This is a genomic window from Bacillus sp. FSL K6-2841, from assembly GCF_037976435.1.
Lineage (GTDB): Bacteria > Bacillota > Bacilli > Bacillales > Bacillaceae > Bacillus > Bacillus pumilus.
Window position 1 is genome coordinate 422,444 of sequence record NZ_CP150266.1, and the last position, 18,492, is coordinate 440,935.

Here is an 18,492-nt window from a genome sequence, read left to right on the forward strand (position 1 = left end):
ACGTATGAATCATTTATTTAAAACCTTTGAAAAAAAATCAGACCTTATTCAGCTTATTTGTTTTCCTTTTGCAGGTGGTTATTCCGCCTCGTACCGCCCGCTTTTTGAACAGCTAAAAGGCACTGCCGAAGTAACAGCAGCAGAACCACCAGGTCATGGAACCAATCTCATGCCGCTCGAAACGAGCATTGACCGATTGGCTGAGCTGTACAAAGAAGGGCTTTCGGGCAACCTGAACCGCCCGTTTATCCTGTTCGGACATTCCATGGGAGGACTTGTCGTGTATAGACTGACGCAGCTGTTAGAAAAGGAAGGAATCGATCCTGCAGCAGTCGTGATCTCGGCCATTCAGCCGCCGCAAACAAAACGACAGATCTTGACCCATTTATCGAATGAAGCATTTGTTCAACATATTGCCGAAATGGGCGGGATACCAAAGGAATTATTAGAGAACAAACCAATGATGGATTACTTTACGCCATCCTTACGTGCAGACTATCAGGCGCTGGAAACCTTCCAGCACAAAGATCAATCCATCATCGAAACACCTGTTTATTTATTCAATGGAACACAAGATGAAAAATGCATGCAAGATGCAAACGGCTGGCTGCCATGGGCAAAAACCATCGAACGCACCAATTTCGAAGGAGGGCACATGTATATCAACACACACCTCGAGTCCTTTGCAGAACAGATGAGACATGTGATCGACCTTGCAGGCAAACCACAATTAATGAAACATTAAAAGAAAGCGGTCCTCTTTAAAGGGACCGCTTTTTCTTATGAATTCCGCTTCTTGACTACATTCCCGCCAATCACTCCGCCAATGACCAGCACACCTCCGATGAGATGATACCAATCGATTGTTTCATGTAAAATGAGGACCCCAGCGGCGACTGTAATAAACGCAGATAAATTGTTAAAGATGCTGACCTTTGCCGCTTCAAGCTGAGAAAGGGCATAGTTTGATAAATATGCCGTGAGCAGTGAAGAAAGAATGCCTAAAAAGAGCATTGACCATACAAAGGATGGTTGTGTAAATGGGCTGAAAAATTGCAGCGTTGTTCCGTTTACTGAATGCCGGATGAGCGCAGCGGCATTGAAGAAGACAAATCCAAAGAATGTCATCACGAAAGTGAGTTCAATCACATGGAAGCGCCGTGTAATCACCCGGGCAAATACACTGTATGCACTAGAGGATAAGGCTGAAAGTAATATCAGTATATAGCCGATCATGTGTGAATGCTTCACATCAATTCCCTTCATGACAAAGAGAAGCATCACTCCGCACACCGAAAGAATGGTAAACAGCACTTGGATCCATGTTGCGCGTTCCTTTAAAAACCACGCGGCCAGCACCATTGTTAGAATAGGAATCGTTGCCTGAATAATACCAGCCTCTGACGAAGAGGTATACATCAGCCCCCATACTTGAAAAGCAAAAAACAACACAGGATAAAGTAAGGAAAACGGCACGATGTAGAGAAGATCTCGCCATTGAATGGAGAGGCGGATCTTCTTTCGTAAAAATGGATACAGCAATAGTGCGGCTGCAAAAGAAATTGTAAAGCGGTGTGCCAATAAATCAATTGGATTTGCTGATTCTAATGCAATTTTGACAAACAAAAATGAAAAACCAATGATCGTGGCGTAGCCTATCGCGGCAGCATACGCTTTCTGTTTTGAAATGTCCACAATTTGACTCCTTATACGAGCATGCATGCTTCAGATGAATTGACCGGTTCTGTTCTTCTATCGTAATCGGATCATCTAAGGTGTACAATAAGAGAACATGATATCTGTACCGGTACAAGGAGGAAGCGTTGTGAGGAAATATGATCAGCTTGTTCTCAGCTTAAAAGAGAAGATGACATCTGGTGAATATCATGCGGGTATGAAGATCCCTTCCATTCGCCATTTGGCGGCACAATATGCAGTGAGTAAAAGCACAGTTATTAAAGCACTAGATACATTAGAACGAGAACATCTGCTGTATTCTGTAGAAAGAAGCGGATACTATGTCGTGAAAACAAAACAGTCAGCGGGGAAACAGGATAGCACGTGGATTGATTTTGCTTCATCTGCACCTGATCCCGTCGTGTTTCCATATGTCGATTTCCAGCACTGCATCAACCAAGCCATCGATTTGTATCAAAATGACTTGTTTATTTACGGCACAGCCAACGGATTACCATCGCTGCTGCCAGTCATTTCTAAGCGATTAATGGATTATCAAGTGTTTGCAAATCCAGAACAGATCGTTATGACTTCTGGTATTCAGCTGGCGTTATCCATTTTAAGCACCATCCCTTTTCCGAATGGCAAACAGACCATACTAGTCGAACAGCCAGGCTATCACCTATACCTTCAATATTTAGAAAAAAATCAACTGCCTGTGCGGGGGATTCAGCGGACGGAAAAGGGAATTGATCTTCAGGAATTGGAGCGCATCTTTCGAGAAGAGGAGATTCGTTTTTTCTATACGATGCCAAGATTTCAAAACCCGCTTGGAACGAGCTTGTCAAAACAGGAGAAAAGAGCGATTGCAGCTCTTGCAGAGACATATGACGTCTATATCGTTGAAGATGACTATATAGCCGATTTAGAATTCGATGCAAAAAGAGACCCAATCTATTCATACGATCAGGCGGGTAAGGTCATTTATTTAAAAAGCTTCTCCAAAATCATCTTTCCAGGACTTCGAACAGGTGCGGTCGTTTTACCTGAGGAGCTGATTAGACCTTTTAGTGAACACAAACGGCTCATTGACATCGACAGCTCCATGCTGTCACAGGCAGCCTTAGAAATATACTTAAAAAGCGGGATGTTTGAACGGCATCGAGACAGAATGCAGACAACCTATCGCAACCGATCCAAACAGCTAGTGACATGCCTGAAAAGCGATCAAATCGCTTATCAACTAGGAGAAGAGGAGCCAGCTACTCATACACATGTACGTCTCGATCGGTCAATTCCGATGAACCAGCTCATTCAGCAGCTGAAAAAGGCATCTGTTTCCATTCAGTCAATCGACCGCCATTATCTATCGACCTATCAAAGAGATCCCATTCTTCAGTTGAACATTTGGCATGTAAAAGAAGAACAAATGACACGTGGAGTCGATTTGTTAAAGACAGCATTTCAGCAAATTGGGCGATATTAAAGACGAGACAGCACATCACGGCAAGAGAGGATCTCAACTCGTTCAGCCGCAGAAGGCTTTCTTGTACACACCGCCATTTGGTAGGCAGGATCAAGTGAGTATGTTTGAACAAAGCAGGGCGCTTCATGATCAGGTAATGTCAACGTCGCCTGTCCATCTTCTGACAGGCGGGCTGTAAAGGAAGAAAGACCATAGGATAATCCCTTTCCAGTCAGCTTGATAAAGGCCTCCTTCATTGACCATAAATGAAAGAAGTAGGCTTCCTGCCGTTCTGCCGGTTGTGAAAGTAAATCCTCATACTCATCTGCTGAAAAAAATCGTTTAGCAATCGCTAGATCAATCGGTTTGATCTCCTCAATATCAATACCTACGGGTGCATCGTCTATTGCGCATACGACCCAATCACCAGAGTGAGAAAGATTAAAATGAAAAGAAGGAATGTGCCGCACGACAGGCTTGCCATTGCCCTCTGTTTCAAAAACGATCTCATCAAAAGGCAGATCGTACATATCATGGATCCTTTGACGAACCAGCACCTCACCTAACAAGGTCCTTCTTGCGTCGATTAAAAAACGAAAGCGCTCAGCCGCAGCTCGCTTTTCAGGTGAAACAAAGGGTTTCAGACGCTCTATTTGTTGTCGTTCATTGATTTCACCTAAGTGCTGTAATTGGATAGCAAATATCTTCATAACAAACCTCTAATTTTTTACATTGATTGTACCATTGGAGAGCACCGTACAAAAGGGAAATCCTCTTCACAAATAGACAGTAATCCCTTCTACGTCTGTTTCAGGATATGAACCCCATTCGGATCTTTCGCATCTAATCCATCGCAATCAGTCATGATCACGTTAAGTAAGGAGAGGCGTTTTCCTTTTTGCCAGTGAACGGGCTGATTCAAAGAAGAAAGCAGCTGATCCACTTTAGGTGTCTGTGACAAATCAGGAACAGCAATTGTCATGGCTTGAAGCGTAGCGTTCCCGGTCTCAATGACATCTGTACGCCGCTGTAATTCAAGTCTTAAACGAAGTGTTGAAAGAAACGTTCTTCGTTCTCCTTCTTGGACCGGCCAGTTGAGCTCTTTTGTCTGTGAAAGCAGCTTCTCATATTCTTCGTCTGAGACAAGAAAACCAATATGATCAAAAAGGACTTTTTTACTATAACCGAAAGTGATATTGATTTGTCCCTTTCTCATTTCGACGATTCGGAAGGTCGGCTGCTCTTCTCTAAAATCATCCCATGTGAGTGGCGGATGAAAGGAGCTATCCTTTGTGAAACGCGCCTTTACTTCAAAGCCTAGCAAGCGATACGTCTGCTCGGTCTCTTCAACAAATGGTGTCCAGTAATGATAGTGGAAAAGCTGCATGAGGTCTCATCTCCAATAATAGAATATTCTGTTTATTTATTTTAACACAAGAAAAGCCATTCTTTTGTAGAATGGCTTGTTCTTATCGGATAAGTGTCTGAACAGGTTTCTCTGCTGTTTTTGTAATAAGCAGCTGCAGAAGCCGTGTCGATTGCGGCAAGGAGAATCGAAGGACGAGACCTGTGAAAATAGCCGTCAGAATCGTGCCAACGCCAATTGGTCCGCCGAGCATCCATGCAAATAAAAGCACGGTTAACTCAATGCCATTTCGCACCCACTGCACGTTCAATCCTGTTTTCGCTGAGATGAGCAGCATTAATGAATCCCTTGGTCCGGCTCCAAGATTCGCTGAGACATAAATGCCAACACCATAACCTGAAACCACAACGCCCGTAATAAACACATATAAAGCGGGTAAATACCCGTGTGGTGCAGGCAATACCGCATTAAAGAAATCTATAAACATACCAATCAGCACCATGTTCAGTAATGCGCCGATCTTTGGAAATGATTTCGTAAAAACAGAAGTCAGTGTCACAATGAGTGCACCAATAATGATGGACCACTGTCCAATCGTGAGTCCAAAATGCTGAAACAGTCCGTAGTGGAAAGCGTCCCAAGGACCAATCCCAAGAATCTTTCCTTTCACTGTCAGAGATAGTCCAAAAGCTAGTACGATCAATCCAACAAAATAAAAAAACCAACGTAAAAGATGTTCCCGCTTCAAAAGCTTTCCCTTCTTTCTTAAACACTCGAATTCAATCGTAACATACTCCCACGCCCCTTTAAATGGCTTTGCTCAATTGTAATCGCTTACTTTTAAAAAGAATTTTTTCGCATCGTAAAGGTCAAAGCATCAAGATAAGCAGCAAGACTTTTGGCTTGTTTTTTTTAACAAAGCAAGCCAATCATTCCCTTTTTTTAAGAGAAAATGAAAAAAATTCAATATATACTGACAAAATAATAAGCATCACCCAATTGAAGAATATTTATCTTTAAATAAAAAGGATTGTATGTAATTCACATCATAAGGCCTGTTTGGAAAGATAGATAGATGAGGAAAATTTGGGATGAAAAGAGTTATTTTATTGGAAAAACTTAAGCAGGTCAATCATTAGGAGGTATGTAGTTCGAAATGTCTATTTTTGTCGAAAATAGACATTTAGTCCTGTTGAGGCTTTTGAAATCTTACTGATATTCTTTACCAAAGTGTGGGAGGTGAACTGGTACATACCATTATGATTTAGAGCAGGGAAAAGGGGATGTCAAAAAATGAACATATTAAAAAGAACAAGTCAATTATTTCTAATATTGGTGCTGATTGCTGGGAATTTATTAACAGTTTCACCACCTGTTACGAAAGCCGCTGGGACGGTGGTTGTCAATAACGCAGATTCCTACATGATTGGAAATGGGAAGTTAGTTCTTTATCAGCTTGATGGGCAAAATCCAACAAACGTAAAGGCTAGTGTACAGGTGAAGGGAATTAATTCGACTGTAGTGAACGGTGTTGCTGTGAATGATCAAGAAAACACTGTGTATGCAACTACGACAGCAAGTGGAGAGCCAGTTCTTTATAAAATAAATGCGACCACTGGACAAGCAGAGCGTGTAGGTGTTTTAGGCGGAAGAGCGCCTAATGCCGTTGTTTATAACGGTAAATATATTCATTCGTATGAGGTTGGTGGAGAACCCTACCTTGCAACGTACGACTTAGCAACTGGTCAAAAAACAGCCAAGAAAATTGTCGGTTATGACGTTGGCCCTGGCATTGGCGGAGACATTGGCGGAGACCTTGTAGTCGATAAGGATGGCTATCTTTGGTTCGCATCTAATACCAGTGGGTCCATTGCGCAAATGAATCCTGAAACAGCTGAAGTCATTCGAGTGATTCCAATCACAAATGCAGATGGTAAACCGATTGAGGGAGGAGTACGAGGAATTAGCTTTTTGCCAAATGGACAAATGCTATTACAATCAGGAAAAGATGACTCTATTGGTCATTCTACTCTTTTTACACTTGATGCGAAAACATTAAGTACAACATATATGGGCACTGCAGGTGATTCATTATCTTACGACTTAGCTTCAAGGGTGAAGCCTGAATTCGATCCATATCCTCCTAACCTTGAATCAGAAAAATCTGTTGCTTTACAGAAAAAAGCAGAAGGCAACACAGATGAAAAGCATCCAGAAGTAGGCGACACTTTGCTTTATACAATTAGAGCAAAAAATACGGTGCAATTCGGCATTCTTAAAAATCTGATCATATCAGATAATCTTCCGAGCAGCTTAACCTATGTTTCTGGATCTCTTAAGGTAGATGGCACAAGCGTAACAGATGCAAAGGATCAAGACAAAGGTGATTTTACAAACGGTACTGTTACAGGTCAAATAGGTGATGTGAAAGACACCGATTGGCACACCGTGACATTTGAAGCGAAAGTAGCAAAAGGGCAAGCGGGTAAAGATATTCAAAATACAGCGAATGTCAGAGGGGAAAACACACCGCCAGACAATCCAACAACAAACATAGAGATTTATCCTCGTGATCCGAAGCTTGAATCAGAAAAATCAGCGGTCTTACAGAAAAAAGCAGATGGTAATACAGATGAGAAGCATCCAGAAGTAGGGGACACATTACTGTATACCATTCAAGCCCGTAACGCTGTTGAAGATAGTGTGATTCAAGATCTTGTGATTTCTGACAAGTTACCTCAAGGATTATCTTATGTACCAAATTCACTTCAGGTAGATGGAAATCCAGTCACAGATGTAAAAGATGATGATAACGGTGATATGACAGACGGAACTGTCACTGGAACGTTCGGTGAAGTGAAAGATGCGAAATGGCATGCCGTGACGTTTGAAGTCACAGTTGAAAAAGGTCAGGCAGGCAAAGACATTCAAAATACAGCGAGTGTCACAACCGGCAACACACCACCAGACGAGCCGACAACGAATGTAGAAATCTATCCTCGTGACCCGAAACTGACTTCTGAAAAATCAGCCGTCTTGCAGAAAAAAGCAGATGGTAATACAGATGAGAAGCATCCAGAGGTCGGTGACACACTTCTTTATACGATTAAAACCAAGAATACGATAGAAGACAGTCTTGTTGAAAACTTAGTGATCTCAGATGAACTGCCAGAAGGATTAGCATATGTGCCCAATTCACTTGAGGTAGACGGACAAGCGGTGACAGATGAGCAAGATCAAGACAATGGTGATGTCACAAATAGAACCGTCTCAGGACAATTCGGTGACATTAAGGATACCGATTGGCATACCGTGACGTTTGAGGTCACGATCCAAAAAGGACAGTCTGGTAAAGACATTCAAAATACAGCGAGTGTCACAGGTGAAAACACACCACCAGACGAACCGACAACAAACATAGAAATTTATCCTCGTGATCCGAAGCTTGAATCAGAAAAATCAGCGGTCTTACAGAAAAAAGCAGAAGGCAATACAGATGAGAAGCATCCAGAAGTAGGGGACACCCTTCTTTATACGATTAAAACAAAAAACACGATAGAAGACAGCCTTATTGAAAATCTAGTCATCTCAGATCAATTGCCAAAAGGGCTGAAGTATGTCACTGGGTCTCTTGAAATTGATGGAGATTCTGTCACAGATGTGAAAGACGACGATAGCGGTGACTACACAGATGGAAAGGTCACAGGTTATTTTGGTGATGTGAAGGACACGGACTGGCATACCGTGACGTTTGAAGTCACTGTTGAAAAGGGACAGGCTGGTCAAGACATTCAAAACACAGCCGAAGTAACAGGTGAAAACACACCGCCAGATGAGCCAACAACAAAAACAGAAATTTACCCTCGTGAGCCAAAACTAACATCAGAAAAGGCAGCGAGCATTCAGAAAAAAGCAGAAGGTAACACAGATGAAAAGACACCACAGGTAGGCGATACCCTTCTCTACACGATCAAAACAAAGAATCTTGAAGAAGACAGCATCGTCAAAAACTTAGTCATCACAGATCAACTGCCAGAAGGTCTTGAATATGTCGAAGGATCATTAAAAGTAGATGACCAAGCCGTCACAGATGCAAAAGATGACGACAACGGAGACTACACAAAAGGTACGGTAACCGGTCAATTTGGTGATATCAAAGATACGGACTGGCATACGATTACTTTTGAAGCAAAGGTCGCTAAAGGCCAATCAGGTAAAAGTATTCAAAACACAGCCAAAGTAACAGGCGATAATACACCGCCAGATGAACCAACAACCGAAACAAACATTGATCCAAGAGATCCAAAGCTTGAATCAGAAAAAACATCTGAGATCTCTCAAAAAGCAGAAGGGAATAAAGATGAAAAACAAGTTCAAGTAGGCGATACCCTTCTTTACACCATCAAAACAAAAAATAGTGTAGAAGACAGTGTCATCAAAGATCTAGTCATCACGGATAAGTTGCCAGAAGGTCTTCAATATGTCGAAGGTTCACTAAAAGTAGATGGACAAGCCGTCACAGATGCAAAAGATGATGACAACGGAGACTACACAAAAGGTACGGTAACCGGTCAATTTGGTGATATCAAAGATACGGACTGGCATACCGTGACGTTTGAAGCGAAAGTCGCTAAAGGCCAATCAGGTAAAAGTATTCAAAACACAGCGAAAGTAACAGGCGAAAACACACCACCAGATGAGCCGACAACCGAAACAAACATTGATCCAAGAGATCCAAAACTTGAATCAGAAAAAACATCTGAGATTGCTCAAAAAGCAGGGGGCAATACAAATGAAAAACAAGTTCAGGTAGGCGACACTCTCCTTTACACCGTCAAAACAAAAAATAGTGTAGAAGACAGTGTCATCAAAGATCTAGTCATCACGGATCAACTGCCAGAAGGTCTTGAATACGTCGAAGGTTCACTAAAAGTAGATGGACAAGCCGTCACAGATGCAAAAGATGATGACAACGGAGACTACACAAAAGGTACGGTGACCGGTCAATTTGGTGATATCAAAGATACGGACTGGCATACGATTACTTTTGAAGCGAAGGTTGCTAAAGGATCTGAAGGTAAAACCATTCAAAATATCGCAGTTGTGAAGGGCGAGAATGTTGACGAACCAGACAAACCTGAAAATTCAACAACGGTAGAACCGCCGCATGTGCCAGAGGTGCCAGGGAATCCAGAACAGCCTTCTCATTCAGAAACGGATACACCTGGTCATCATCTTCCGAACACTGCAACAGAAATGTACAACCTTTTACTAGCAGGATTTGCCCTTGTATTAATAGGTGCATCCCTTATTGTATGGAAAAGAAGAAAAAGAAACGGATAATCGTCCATGGTTCAAAAAATCATCTCAGCGACATTGATCATAGCAGGCATTTGCCTTGTGATGATAGGATATATGAGGATCGTTGATGGGCAAAGGCAAGTAGATCAATCTTTCCAGTCTGCACAAGCAGCCATCCAGCAAAAGGGGGAAACAGATTCCCCTTTTGTGCCGAAGGCTGGTGAAACCATTGGGCTCTTACACATTCCAAAGTTAAACGCTGAGTTACCAATTGTAGAAGGAACAGAAGCAGAGGACTTGGCAAAGGGTGTTGGTCATTATCACGAGAGCAATTTACCAAATGAACAGGGACAAATTGTTTTATCTGGGCATCGTGATACTGTGTTTAGACGAACAGGAGAACTTGTGAAAGGGGATCAACTCGTCATTGAGCTTTCATACGGTCGGTTTACCTATGAAATTGTGAAAACAAAGATTGTAAAAAAAGATGATCAAAGTATTATTACACTACAACAGGAAAAGGAAGAACTTGTCCTCACAACATGCTATCCTTTTTCTTTTATTGGTCCTGCACCAAACAGATATATCATATATGGGAAGCGTGTTTAACCACTGGATCAGCCTGCAACTTATCCTTTCCCTAACCGATTGGAGCGCTTCATTCCTTGATAAAAAGGGAATTGCCTATATCTAGAGATGCAGGAGGGGGTCAATTTGTTAAATCAAGACTATGTAAGATATATAGATAACTTTGGAAGAATTGTTCTTCCGACAGATATAAGAAAACGGTTGAAAATTCATCCGCGCGATTTTATGGAAATTTATCGAGAAGAAGACCAAATTGTCATTAAGCCATATTGGCAGGACAAACCCTGTATTGTCACAGGGGAAGTGACAAACTCCAACAAAGTGCTATCGGGCGGAGTGGTGATCAGTCCAGAGGGAGCGAGATTGCTCTTACAAGATTTACTGGCGCTTCGCTTGCAAAAGGAAATATAAAAAAAGGCTGTCCTCACCACGTGAGAACAGCCTTTTTTCATCATACTGGATTCAAAATCCGGTTTAAGAATTGTTTTGTTCGTTCTTCCTTTGGTCGTTTGAAGATTTCCTCTGGAGGACCTTGTTCGACGATGACGCCGCCATCAATAAAAATCACTTCGTCTGCTACTTCTTGGGCAAACTTGATTTCATGTGTGACAACCGCCATGGTCCAGCCTTCCTTCGCTAGATCCTTCATAACCTTTAAGACTTCTCCGACAAGCTCAGGGTCAAGCGCAGAGGTGGGTTCATCAAAAAGCATAAGCTCTGGCTGAATGGCAAGTGCACGGGCAATCCCGACACGCTGCTTTTGACCGCCTGACAGTTGGAATGGATACAGGTCTTTTTTATCTTCAAGACCGACCTTTTGCAAGAGCTGAATGGCTTCTTTTCGAACCGTTTCCTTTGGACGGCGCTGCACCTGAACAGGACCTTCCATCACATTTTCAAGCACTGTGCGGTGTGGAAACAGGTGATAATCCTGAAACACCATTCCCGATTTCCGGCGAAGCTTGAGCAGATCAGCTGATTTATTTTTTTTCGAAAAATCAATTGAGAAATCATCGAAGGTGAAGGAGCCGCCATTTGGTGTTTCAAGTGCATTTAAACAGCGAAGCATTGTTGTTTTTCCTGAACCAGATGGACCGAGAATGGCCACAACCTGTCCTTTGTTGATCGAAAAATCAATCGACTTTAAAATCTCATTTTCCCCAAAGGATTTCTTAAGACCTTTGACTGTTAGCATGTCGTTCCCTCCTTACCTTGCGACATATCGATCAAGTCGTTTTTCAATTTGATGCTGAACGAGCGATAGAATGAAGCAGAATACCCAATAGATTAGGGCTGCTTCCATATAAATGAACAAGATCTGATCCAAGTTGGCTGCAGCAATTTCCTGAGATTTACGGAAAAGCTCTGCCACGAGGATTTGGGAGGCAAGAGATGTATCCTTCACCAAGCTAATGAATGAATTAGATAGCGGAGGAATCGATACACGCACAGCCTGCGGTAAAATCACGCGGACGAGTGTTTTACGATGCGTCATCCCGATGGAATAACCAGCTTCCCATTGTCCTTTAGGAACAGACAGGACGGATGCACGGATAATCTCCGACGCATACGCACCTACGTTTAATGAAAAAGCGATAATGGCACTTGGATATGGATCCAGTGTGATATTAAATGTCGGAAAGAAATAGAAAATAATAAACAATTGCACAAAAAGCGGCGTTCCGCGAACGGCCGACACATAGATGGAAAAAATCCATCTGAGGGCTTTGATTTTAGACATTCTAGCAAGAGCTGTCACAAGCGCGATAAAAATACCAATAATAAAGGCAATGATGGCGAGGGGGATTGTATAATAAATCCCCTGCATCACCATTGGCCAAAAAGATTGCTGAAGAAGGTCCCAAGGAATGACGACTCCTAGGGTATTACTTTGTAACATCTTCACCAAACCATTTCTTAGAAATCTTAGCAAGTGTACCGTCTTTTTTCATTTCTTTTAATGCGCCATTCACTTTGTCAACGACTTCGCCGCTGCCTTTTCTGAATGCAAAGTAAGTTTCTTGAGGATCTCCCGTTTCAAATGCAACTTTTAGGTTTTTGTTCCCGCTTGTTTTCAAGTAATTCAATACAGCCAGCTTGTCATTGAATGTCAGATCAGCACGTCCTTGCTGGATCAATTGAATCGATTGTGCAAGACCTTCAACGCCTTCAATTTTAGCACCAGCATCTGTTGCTAGTTTATTGTAGTTACTTGTTAATGATTGTGCTGCTTTTTTGCCTTTTACATCAGATAGTTTCTTGATGTCGTTGTTATCTGATTTTGTCACAACAATGGCTTGAGACGTTGTGTATTTATCAGAGAACTCGTATTGATTTTCACGTCCAGTTTTACCAACTTGGTTCGCTACCACGTCAAAACGTTTTGAATTCAGTCCAGCAAACATGCTGTCCCATTGTGTTTCTTTGAATTCAGGTTTTAAGTCAAGACGTTTTGCTACTTCTGTGATGACTTCTACATCGTAGCCAGTTAATTTATCTGTCTTTTTGTCATGGAATGTGAAAGGAGCATAAGTACCCTCTGTTCCGATCGTCAGAACACCTTTATCCTGAATGGATTTCCAAAGGTCGCCTGATTCCTTAGACCCAGTTTGTTTATTCGCGTTGTCGCTTGCACCAGATCCACATGCAGTGATCAATGCAACACAAACGCCTAACATAATGGCAAAGAACATTTTTTTCATTTTATTCCCCACTTTTCTTGTTGGTATTTACAACATATGATCTTACAGAGAAGCAACCTAAAAGTAAAGCATTTGAAACTAGCTTGAGCGAATCTCACCAACTTTATGCCCGCTGCCCATTTCTTTCAAACCTCTCACGTCTACAAAGCCTTTCATCTTTTATTTGTGCGAACATTACTAAAATAAAGACTTTGAGACAGTGACCATAGAAGGAAGCATATTTATTATAAAAGATGTATAATTAGTAGGTTGTTTTGAAAATGGAATGAATCACAGGAGACATGTTTTGATAAAAGAACATCTTAGAAGAAGGAGGGCATCATTGTGGATGTTGGACAAAATCAGCCTGAGCAATTGAAAAGGGCGATGACCTCTCGTCATTTATTTATGATTTCACTTGGCGGTGTCATTGGGACAGGCTTTTTCTTAGGAACGGGCTATACGATTGGACAAGCAGGGCCAGTTGGAGCCGTTCTTTCTTATATTGTGGGCGGATTGATTATGTATTTAACCATGCTGTGTCTTGGAGAGCTGTCGGTCGCACTACCTGTGTCCGGGTCGTTTCATACGTATGCGACGAAATTTGTCAGCCCTGCAGCGGGTTTTGCGGTTGGCTGGATTTATTGGCTTGGCTGGGCAGCAACGGTCGCCCTAGAATTTTTATCAGCAGGACAGCTGATGAGGCGCTGGCTTCCTCAAGTGGATGTGTGGATTTGGTGTCTCATATTTGGACTGTGTCTTTTCTTATTAAATGCCCGGTCGGCGAAAGCGTTCGGGGAGTCGGAGTTTTTCTTTTCAACCATTAAAATTATTGCGATTTTACTCTTTATAGGTGTAGGCGGCGCGGCGATGTTTGGTTTTATTGAAACAACGAGCGGTGAACCTGCCCCTTACTTCAGTCATTTTGTGAGTGATGGGCTGTTTCCAAATGGATTGCTCGCCGTGGTGGTCACGATGATCACTGTGAACTTTTCATTCCAAGGAACAGAGCTGATCGGGATTGCGGCAGGAGAAAGTGAAAATCCTGAAAAAACCGTTCCCCGTTCGATTCATCAGACTGTTTGGCGTACACTCGTCTTTTTCGTCCTATCTATCTTCGTCTTAGCAGGTATGGTGCCTTGGAAGGAAGCGAGTGTGCTGCAAAGTCCGTTTGTTACTGTATTTGAGAGAACGGGCATTCCTTTTGCGGCAGACATCATGAACTTTGTCATTATCATCGCTTTATTATCTGTTGCCAACTCTGGCTTGTATGCATCGACGAGAATGCTTTATTCCTTATCGAAAGAAGGAATGGCAGGAAAAGCATTCAGACGCGTGAATCAGCGTGGTATTCCGATGAATGCCTTACTGCTCACGTTCCTGTTTACAGGAATTTCGCTATTATCCGGGTTCTTTGCAGAGAAAACTGTATTTGCTTGGATCGTGTCCATTGCCGGTATGAGTGCCCAGACTGGCTGGATCACCATTACCTTATCACAGATGCTTTTCCGCAGAAGATATCTTCAAGCAGGCGGAAAGCTGGAAAACTTAAAATTTAAAACCCCTCTCTATCCGGTGCTGCCGATTGTTGCGATCACGCTGAATACCATTGTTTTGGTCAGCCTTGCCTTTGATCAAGAGCAGCGCATCGGATTATATGTCGGCGTCCCTCTCATGATCATTGGGTATGTTGTCTATCACCGCTATGTGAAAAAGCATCAGGCGAAAAGTGAACCGCTTAAGCTGCAAATTCATGGAGATGATGAGATACGGTTTTAAACTAGAAAAAAGAAGCCAACCCAATGGGGAGGCTTCTTTTTTTATTTAATGAATACCTTTCATCGCTTTCTTAATCACTGGTGTTAAGAGCAGCATTACACCGCATAAAACGATGGCGAGCAACCCAATGATACCGAAATAAACGGTTTCTGGCACTTTATCAAACAGTTTGACCACTTGCGCGTTGATCGCCTGTGCCATCGCATTTGAAAGGAACCAAAGGCTCATTGTTTGTGCTGAGAAAGCAGCAGGTGCAAGCTTTGTTGTTGCTGACAGCCCAACTGGTGATAAGCAGAGCTCTCCGATCACGACAAGGAAGAAGCTCAGAACGAGCCATAATGGACTCACAAGTGTATTCGGACCAGACATGTAGGCAGGAATGATCATGATGATAAAGGATAATCCTGCAAACAGAAGGCCAAGTGAAAACTTAATCGGGGTAGACGGCTGTTTCTTTCCAAGTCTGATCCACAACCAAGCAAATACAGGAGACAATAGCACAATAAAGATGGGGTTCAATGATTGGAACCACGAAGAGGCAAGTGTCATCCCAAGGAAATTCAAGTTTGTTCGTTGATCTGCATATGTGGCTAAAATGTTTGAGCCTTGTTCTTGAATTGCCCAGAACATCACGGCAGCAAGAAACAATGGAATATAAGCGAGGACCCTGGATTGCTCCACTGGGCTCGTCTTTTTACTGAAATACATGACGATGAAATAGACAATCGGAATGAGCACCCCAAGAACACTGACAAACCAAGTGAATAGATTAATCGTGAGTGCGCCTGTTTGAATGCCAATGACGACAAAAACAGCGAGTACAATGGCAATTAATGTTCCGAAAATTTTGAAGTTCTTGCGTTCAGCAGCTGATAACGGATTTGTCACATAAGTACCGGCAAGACCAAGGTTCGGTTTTTTCGTGATCACAAATGTAATTAGACCAATAAGCATCCCAACGGCAGCAAGTGAGAATCCGAGGTGGAAGTTCACTTTTTGACCGAGTGTTCCGACAATTAATGGGGCAATAAAACCGCCCATGTTGATCCCCATGTAGAAAATACTAAAGCCAGAATCCCTGCGTGGGTCTGTTTTGGAATACAGGTCGCCCACAATGTTTGAAACGTTCGGCTTCAGAAGACCTGTCCCAATAATAATCAGTCCCATACTAATAAAGAGCGCTGTTGCTCCGCTTGGCAAAGCCAAAATGACATGTCCAAGCATAATGAACACCCCGCCATAAAAGACCGTACTAGACGAACCGAATACCCGGTCGGCGAGCCATCCTCCAATAATGCCTGACATATAGACAAGCGCACCATAGACAGACATGATCGAATTGGCTGTCGTCTGATCAAAACCAAGACCGCCTTTTGTCACCTCTGTGTACATATAATAAATAAGCAGTGCACGCATGCCGTAATAGGAGAAACGCTCCCAAAATTCAGTGAAAAACAGTGTGTAAAGTCCTTTAGGATGTCCAAAAAACCCTTTTTGAGGAACGCTTTTGACAATTTTATCGTGGTCAATTGTAGACATGGCATAGATCCTTTCTTAAAAAAAGAGATATGAGAAAAATGATATTCTTGTATAGTTCTTGTGTCAATATAAAACTATTCTAAAACAGGAAAAAGTTAGTTCAATAGGCGTAAAGTCTCAAAAATATGAAAAATTCTCTCAAGTTAGAATGGTCAGAAAGTTATATCGAAAGAATTTATTTAAAATTTGAAGGATTGTACAAGCAAACCTTTTACACATGCATAGGATGACAAGAGGATATGTGTGAAAAGGAGGGGTTTAGGTTGGGGGAATTGAATGAATCTGATCTAAAAAAGCCTGTTGTCAATGTACAAGATTTTGGTGTAGTGGCGGATGGGAAAACGGACTGTACAGCGAAGCTTAATGAATGCTTAGAATGGACGAAAGCACAGGGGTATTCCCACGTCTGGCTGCCGAGCGGCACGTATGTCATCGATGCAGTGTACAGAGGAGATCAATTTTTTCCTTTCCGGGGTGCGGGTATACGTGTGCCAAGTCATATAACCATTGAGATGGCACAGGATGCCGTCATTAAGGTGAAACCAAATGATTCGTGGGGGTATGCGGCCTTTTATATAGGAAAGGTTCAGCATGTAACCATCCGGGGCGGGCGAATCGAAGGGGATCGTCATGAGCATGTGTATAAGTCGCTTCCCCCTGAACGAAAAACCCATGAGTGGGGTTTTGGGATATGTATTGAAGGGGCATCTGATGTAGATGTGAATCGTGTGCAAATCAAAAATTGTACGGGAGACGGCATCATTGTCAGTCCCCACGGTTTATTATCACAAGCTGAATCGTACTCGCCTGCTTCGTCGATCCATATTGCTGGTTGTCACATTACAGATTCAAGACGAAACAATATCTCGATCACAGGCTGTGATGGGGTCATTGTAGAGGACTGTCTGCTGGAGAGAGCAGGAGTAAACGGAGTCGAGCCAAAAATGGGCATTGATATTGAAGGCTACGGGGAAAATGCAGTGAATATGGAGGAACCGCTGAATATTCAAATTCGAAACAACATTGTGAGAGGTGGCGCCGCAAGCTCCATTTACAACTTCAATGGCTATGGTGTCATCATCGAAGGCAATCATACAGATAGCAGCATCTCCTATGGCTTTGCCACGGAAACAATCATTGCCAATAATTTGATCCGTGCAGTAGGAGGAGGCGTCACAAAAGCAGGAATTACGAGCTTAGGCATCTCTCTTGGTCAAACGGAAAACAATGTGATTATTATTGGCAATATGATTGAAGGATTTGAAAAAGGGATTGATGTGAGGGGCGACAGTGTTCACATTACAGGGAATAAGATCAGTCTGTTTGAAGATGCGGCTTTGTCCGTTTATATGGCGAATCGTATTCTAATAGAAGGAAATCATATTGAATCGGGGACGAATACAGGGCAAAGAAGCGTAGCACTGCGTATCTATCAATCGGATAGCGTCGTCTTTTCAAACAATACCATTTATTCGGTGATCGATGGGGCGATGGTGAGAGGAACGAATATCCTGATCCAGCACAATCAGTTCAAAGATTTCAGTAGAGGGATCTGGGTGCAGGAAGGGGAAGCTGGGATCAACGGCAATCACTTTATTCAAGAAGGACATCCAGAGCTTGGGTCTTCGTATACGATCAGTGTCACTGGAAATGCAAAGGCTTTCATTTGGCATAATCGCTTTAAGCACTACCAAAACTACGCCGTATACAGCAGCACGACGGGGCCATTAGAAATCAAAGACAATTCCTTTGAAGAATCATCTTTATATGTCGTGATGTATATTAAAAACGGTTCACCACAAATCGGAGATAACCGCTTTTATTTAAATCGTTCATTCGGACAACCGACAGCGATCTTTATTGACCAGGCTGCCTCAGCCCGTGTGCTGCGCAATAACATCATCAATGTATCACCTCAAAAAGCGATTGCCATCCGCACCGCAAACTCCACTCATTCCGTAATCGCCCATAACATGCTGGAACGCAGTCAAATGGTGACACATACTACAGACCGGCTCATCGGAAATATTGAAATCGATACACCGTGATAAATGAGTAAAATCCCTAATTTTGGAGGTTCAGAAGGCGGTTGACAA

At 42.5% G+C, this 18,492-nt stretch carries 15 protein-coding genes; 7 read left to right on the plus strand and 8 right to left on the minus strand.

Annotated elements, in window-relative coordinates; genetic code table 11:
* Window positions 1–4 precede the first annotated feature (4 nt).
* Window positions 5–745, plus strand: a complete 741-nt coding sequence (locus MHH68_RS02055) for an alpha/beta fold hydrolase (protein WP_058015308.1) — start codon at window positions 5–7, stop codon at window positions 743–745.
* 35 nt (window positions 746–780) lie between these two features.
* Here MHH68_RS02055 and MHH68_RS02060 read toward each other — a convergent pair whose 3' ends face one another.
* Entirely contained in the window at window positions 781–1,695 is a 915-nt protein-coding gene (locus tag MHH68_RS02060) for a DMT family transporter (protein ID WP_058015309.1), read from the minus strand.
* 130 nt (window positions 1,696–1,825) lie between these two features.
* Between MHH68_RS02060 and MHH68_RS02065 the strand changes: the two genes are divergently transcribed.
* Complete coding sequence (locus MHH68_RS02065) at window positions 1,826–3,163, plus strand: PLP-dependent aminotransferase family protein (RefSeq protein ID WP_058015310.1); 1,338 nt, start codon at window positions 1,826–1,828, stop codon at window positions 3,161–3,163.
* On the opposite strand, the gene MHH68_RS02070 is transcribed toward MHH68_RS02065, so the two are convergent.
* From MHH68_RS02070 to MHH68_RS02080, 3 genes are all read right to left on the minus strand, one after another.
* The gene (locus MHH68_RS02070) at window positions 3,160–3,852 is read right to left on the minus strand and encodes a 4'-phosphopantetheinyl transferase superfamily protein (protein ID WP_339164900.1); all 693 of its coding nucleotides are present in this window, start codon (window positions 3,850–3,852) and stop codon (window positions 3,160–3,162) included. The genes MHH68_RS02065 and MHH68_RS02070 overlap by 4 nt on opposite strands.
* A gap of 89 nt (window positions 3,853–3,941) precedes the next feature.
* Window positions 3,942–4,529 (minus strand): hypothetical protein, encoded by a 588-nt coding sequence (locus tag MHH68_RS02075; RefSeq protein WP_339164901.1) that lies wholly within the window; start codon window positions 4,527–4,529, stop codon window positions 3,942–3,944.
* An 82-nt stretch (window positions 4,530–4,611) separates the two neighbouring features.
* The gene (locus MHH68_RS02080) at window positions 4,612–5,256 is read right to left on the minus strand and encodes a YitT family protein (RefSeq protein WP_044140485.1); all 645 of its coding nucleotides are present in this window, start codon (window positions 5,254–5,256) and stop codon (window positions 4,612–4,614) included.
* 545 nt (window positions 5,257–5,801) lie between these two features.
* On the opposite strand from MHH68_RS02080, the gene MHH68_RS02085 reads away from it, so the two are divergent.
* The 3 genes from MHH68_RS02085 (at window position 5,802) to MHH68_RS02095 (ending at window position 10,808) form a co-directional block, all read left to right on the plus strand.
* A complete protein-coding gene (locus MHH68_RS02085) occupies window positions 5,802–9,851 on the plus strand; it encodes an isopeptide-forming domain-containing fimbrial protein (protein ID WP_339164903.1) in 4,050 nt (1,349 codons plus the stop codon).
* A 6-nt stretch (window positions 9,852–9,857) separates the two neighbouring features.
* Window positions 9,858–10,418 (plus strand): class D sortase, encoded by a 561-nt coding sequence (locus MHH68_RS02090; RefSeq protein WP_339164905.1) that lies wholly within the window; start codon window positions 9,858–9,860, stop codon window positions 10,416–10,418.
* A gap of 105 nt (window positions 10,419–10,523) precedes the next feature.
* Window positions 10,524–10,808 (plus strand): AbrB/MazE/SpoVT family DNA-binding domain-containing protein, encoded by a 285-nt coding sequence (locus tag MHH68_RS02095; protein ID WP_058015314.1) that lies wholly within the window; start codon window positions 10,524–10,526, stop codon window positions 10,806–10,808.
* A 40-nt stretch (window positions 10,809–10,848) separates the two neighbouring features.
* Here MHH68_RS02095 and MHH68_RS02100 read toward each other — a convergent pair whose 3' ends face one another.
* Genes MHH68_RS02100 through tcyA form a run of 3 tightly spaced genes read right to left on the minus strand, consistent with a single transcriptional unit; the run spans window position 10,849 to window position 13,099 of the window.
* Entirely contained in the window at window positions 10,849–11,592 is a 744-nt protein-coding gene (locus tag MHH68_RS02100) for an amino acid ABC transporter ATP-binding protein (RefSeq protein WP_061406737.1), read from the minus strand.
* Window positions 11,593–11,604: 12 nt separating this feature from the next.
* Window positions 11,605–12,297, minus strand: coding sequence for an amino acid ABC transporter permease (locus tag MHH68_RS02105; RefSeq protein WP_034325166.1), 693 nt, complete (start codon window positions 12,295–12,297; stop codon window positions 11,605–11,607).
* Window positions 12,284–13,099 carry a cystine ABC transporter substrate-binding lipoprotein TcyA gene (gene tcyA / locus MHH68_RS02110; RefSeq protein WP_061406740.1) on the minus strand — a complete coding sequence of 272 codons (816 nt, stop codon included), beginning with the start codon at window positions 13,097–13,099 and terminating at the stop codon, window positions 12,284–12,286. The genes MHH68_RS02105 and tcyA overlap by 14 nt, the downstream gene beginning before the upstream one ends.
* Before the next feature lie 366 nt (window positions 13,100–13,465).
* On the opposite strand from tcyA, the gene MHH68_RS02115 reads away from it, so the two are divergent.
* Entirely contained in the window at window positions 13,466–14,857 is a 1,392-nt protein-coding gene (locus MHH68_RS02115; protein WP_058015449.1) for an amino acid permease, read from the plus strand.
* 45 nt (window positions 14,858–14,902) lie between these two features.
* On the opposite strand, the gene MHH68_RS02120 is transcribed toward MHH68_RS02115, so the two are convergent.
* Window positions 14,903–16,396 (minus strand): peptide MFS transporter, encoded by a 1,494-nt coding sequence (locus MHH68_RS02120; protein ID WP_061406742.1) that lies wholly within the window; start codon window positions 16,394–16,396, stop codon window positions 14,903–14,905.
* Window positions 16,397–16,659: 263 nt separating this feature from the next.
* Between MHH68_RS02120 and MHH68_RS02125 the strand changes: the two genes are divergently transcribed.
* Complete coding sequence (locus MHH68_RS02125; protein ID WP_339164908.1) at window positions 16,660–18,444, plus strand: right-handed parallel beta-helix repeat-containing protein; 1,785 nt, start codon at window positions 16,660–16,662, stop codon at window positions 18,442–18,444.
* The last annotated feature ends 48 nt before the right edge of the window (window positions 18,445–18,492 follow it).